Origin of the sequence: Niastella sp., assembly GCF_045805085.1 — a bacterium.
Classification (GTDB): domain Bacteria; phylum Bacteroidota; class Bacteroidia; order Chitinophagales; family Chitinophagaceae; genus Niastella.
In genome coordinates, this window is the sequence record NZ_JBJMLX010000360.1 from 1 (window position 1) to 4127 (window position 4127).

3 protein-coding genes and 1 pseudogene are annotated in these 4127 nt (G+C 44.3%); all 4 read right to left on the reverse strand.

Annotation, left to right across the window (positions count from 1 at the left end; all coding sequences use genetic code 11):
• Positions 1 to 327, reverse strand: a pseudogene (locus ACJ751_RS18610) (putative sulfate exporter family transporter); the annotation flags it as partial.
• Between the two features lie 53 nt (positions 328 to 380).
• Complete coding sequence (locus ACJ751_RS18615; protein WP_407747023.1) at positions 381 to 1277, reverse strand: LysR family transcriptional regulator; 897 nt, start codon at positions 1275 to 1277, stop codon at positions 381 to 383.
• A 21-nt stretch (positions 1278 to 1298) separates the two neighbouring features.
• Positions 1299 to 2087: a hypothetical protein gene (locus ACJ751_RS18620; RefSeq protein ID WP_407747024.1), complete on the reverse strand. Its 789-nt coding sequence runs from the start codon at positions 2085 to 2087 to the stop codon at positions 1299 to 1301.
• Between the two features lie 253 nt (positions 2088 to 2340).
• Positions 2341 to 4127: TonB-dependent siderophore receptor (locus ACJ751_RS18625; protein ID WP_407747025.1), on the reverse strand; the 1787-nt coding region annotated here is incomplete at its 5' end.

Consider the following 4127-nt stretch of genomic DNA (forward strand, 5'->3'; position numbering starts at 1 on the left):
AGTTCCAAGTATCAACGTACCAAATATAGACGCTACAGTAAGCCACAGGCCGGTTTTCCCGGCCTGTAAGGCCGTGGTTACATTCATATTAAAACCCAGTCCCACCACAGATGCCTGTAGCAAAATATGCGTAGCTTTGTGGTTTAAATGCAGGTAAGGGTGGCCGATAAACTGAGCGATTACCAATCCCAGTAACAACGCCTCTGGCGGAGAAATAAGCGGGGACACACAAAATACCAGGGCCAGTAAAAAGATCAGTTCCCGGGTGGTGATGCTCTTGTCTAAAAAAGTTCTTTTGCTTTTCGGGGTAACATTGTCCGTTTCCATTACCCAAAGGTCAACAACTATCAACCGGCAATGAAATGACCAGATTTAATCTGCTATAACTTGAAGTTATTAGAGCTGATGAATTTCATAAACAGCTCATTCAGGGGCTGGTTATCACCCTGTTGTTTTACAAAATAAAAATACCGCTCGATAGCCAGTTCTTTTATATCGATGATGGTAAGCTCATTGCTCTTTAATTCTTTCAGGATAGAATGGACCGATAAAAACGCAAAACTATCAGAACTACCGAGGTACGACTTTATGCTTTCCGTACTTTCCAACACCATCTCGATATTTAATTGAGCAACCCTGATCCCTGCTTTCTTTAACGCAGCAGCTATCACTTCCTGCGAACCTGAGCCTTGCTCCCTCATCAGTAAGGGCAGTTCCTTCAATGCTGACAGGGGAATGGTTTGTTTTTTAATGGCGGGATTGCCTGTACGGGTGCACAGCACCATTTCATCTTTCAGAAAGCTGGTATACTTTAATTGTGGCCGTTTTGATTGCCCTTCTATAATGCCAAGATCAATCTTATTCGCGGTAAGGGTATTTTCAATTTGCTCGGTATTGCTGGCCGTTAACGCAATGTTTATATCGGGGAATTTTTGTTTAAAGGATGCGAGGTATTTAGGCAAAACATACTGCGCCACGGTTGTACTGGCGCCTATCCGAATACTGCCCTGTACATGTTCATTCATGGCAGCCAGGTCAAACTCGATATTGCGGTAAATGGTAAAAAGCTGTTCCGTATGTTCAAGCAGAACGGCGCCGGCCGGTGTTAACTTTATGCGGGTACCGTTCCGCTCAAACAACTGGATTTTATAGTAAGCCTCAATTTCGTGAATATGTTTGGTTACGGCGGGTTGCGTAATAAACAACGCTGACGCCGCCTTGGTGAAATTCAATCTGCGCGCAACAGTGTAAAATACTTTTAGTCGGAAGTCAAACATTTGTCAATGATACGCAAATAATCACTCCATCCCAATTACCTTCCCCGCACCAACATATTTTACCGGCCGTATTTCATTGCCTTGCATGGTGCCAAAGGAAATTCCTATTGCTATCATAATACTATGGTCGTCGGGTTTCATTTCGGGTAAGTCGTCAATAGTGATTTTGGAAGCCGCCCCACGCGCATTCACGGGTAACCAGTCTGTGCTACCAGTAGAAGGCCCATAATTATATTCGCCTTTGGGTTGATATCCCCAAATAGCATCCCGGTAATAGATATCGGGTATCAGACCGGCTGTTGCAATAAACTTGTACCAGGGATAATTACCCGGTGCAATAAAGTTTAGTGCGGGTAATAAATCAGGGATATCAATTATGACCTGTTGGTTTTGTAAGGCATACAAGACAGGTGTACGTAAGATTGAATCTAACTGGTAGCGGCGATTGATGGAGAACCCTTGCAGTAACCGCGCATTTTTCGAAATGATGATGTTGCGCTGTCCCCAGTTGTTGCTGGTGTCCATTTTTTGAATGGGTTTTAGTAAGGCATTGAGCGGACCGGTGATATTATAATCAGCCAGAAACCGCAACGGATTTAGTAAGCGTTTAATATACGCGGCTGCTGCCGCCCGTCCGCCAAACTCTCTGTTATTGCGGCGGGTATTTTCAAAATTCGGCGATTGTTTTACCTGCTTACTGCTTGGGCCGCCTTTTCTACGCACAATGATCTTGTCTGACCCGCGCATTTTATAAAAGCTCAGGTTGTCCAAAGAGCCTGTAATCTGGAGGTTGCCTTCTAGTTTAGCCATAACAGATGATTTAATGATGGTTATTTGAAAGAGTGGTTAAATAGCTATATTATAGAAACAACACAGATATGACTTTGTACTAAACCGGAGATATTTTGTCCTTTAAAAAGAGGCGGGATATATACGGGATAAATCGGAGTTATATCGGGGATATCTCCGGGATATCTATTTATTACCCCGAAAGTTAGTGTAATAAAAAAGTCCTTCCCAATACATTGGGAAGGACTTTACTTTATACTTGACCTCCTGAAAATCAAAACTTATAACTTACTGTAGCGGTGAACTGCGTAGGCGGTATGGGGTTCACGCTATAGTTTTCATGCACATTTACGTTGTAGGTATTGGTTAGGTTCGACACCTTGGCCAGTAAAGAGATCTTCTTTCTGAACGTGTAACCGGCCGACACATCTACTGTTGTATAGCCGCTTACAGCAATCAGGCGGTCGCGGTAAGTAACCGGGCCGGTTTTTAACACATCAGTATTCCAGCCGGCAAAGCGGTCGCCGAGATACACGATGGTGGTGCCTATTTTAAACCCTTCGAGGCGGCCAGCAAAACTGTAAAAGATGCTTCCGTTGGCTGTATGGCCAGGGTTGTTAACCAGCCGCTCCCCGGTTTTAAAGCTGCCTACACTGGTGTCGGTTTTGGTATACCGCATGTAGTTATAGCTGTAACCGGCGGTTATGTTCAAACCCCGGATGGGTGAGGCGGCCAGGTCTACTTCCACACCATCACTGGTGGTTTCGCCGCTCATCATTTTGTAATTGGTGTTATTATTGGGCGTGCCATCTTTCAGGTAAGGAGCTGTTTGCGCCAGGTTGTTGTTCTTAATACGGTAAAGGGTAACATTAACCGATAACCGGTCGTTCAGGAAATTATTTTTAACCCCCACTTCATACTGATCAATAATGGAAGGCTTTAAGGCTTTGCCATCCAGGTCGCTGCCGGTATTATTGGTAAATGAATTGGAATAACTTACAAAAACAGCTGTTGTATTCACTGGTTTATATACCAGTCCAAAACGTGGAGAGAATGCATGATCGTACCGGGTAACTCCGGTTACTTTAGTATCGTTGAGCAGGTTTATTGAGTCAATACCCCGTGTTTCAACATAAGCGAACCGGATGCCTGCCAGTAAATTAAATTTAGGCGACAGTTTAATCAGGTCCTGCACATAAACGCCCATACGATTGATAGGCGCTATTCTTTTTCTGATAGTAGTAACCAGCGGCAGATCTGTACGCGCGTTATATTTTAACTGGTCAAGAATGTTGATGGTATCGTAAATGCCGGAAGCAAAACCATTCATGGCCGGAAAGGTATAGTTGTAATCGGTAGTTACGGAACGATCGGCATCCAGACCCGCCAGCAGGTTATGCTCCAGCGAGGCGGTATTGAATTTACCGATCAGGTTTACCTGGCCTGCATAAAATTTTTCATTGGTATTTATCCGGCCCAGCGGGCGGCCCCATTTTCCGGTAGAATCGGCCTGGATCCTTTCTACTGCAAAATAATCTCTTTTGTAATCCTGGTAAGAAAAGGAGGCATTGAGATTCCAGTTATTTGAAAGCTGGTGTTTTATGGTAAGTGTAGTAGTGGTTTGTTTCGTTTTATTGTACTGCCAGGGCGTACCAAAAAAACTGGAACGCTTTACATTGGGAATGTTCTTACCACCGAGCGTACCAATACCAAAATCGGGTGTGAAATTATCTTTCAGGTAATCGCCTTCGGCCACCACCTGGGTACGTTTGCCCAGTTTGAACAACAAGGAAGGATTTACATAATACCGTTCGGAACTTACCTGGTCGCGGAAACTGTTGGCCTTTACATACGTACCATTAACGCGATAAGCTATGGATTTTGAAATGGGTCCGTAAATGTCGAAAGCCGGTTTGTATAGATCATAGCTGCCGATACCCATGGATACTTCGCCGCCAAAGTTGAATTTAGGCTGTTTGGTAACCATATTCACCACACCACCGGGCGCTACCTGTCCGTACAGGATGGCGGCGCTTCCTTTCAACACTTCTACTTTTTCGA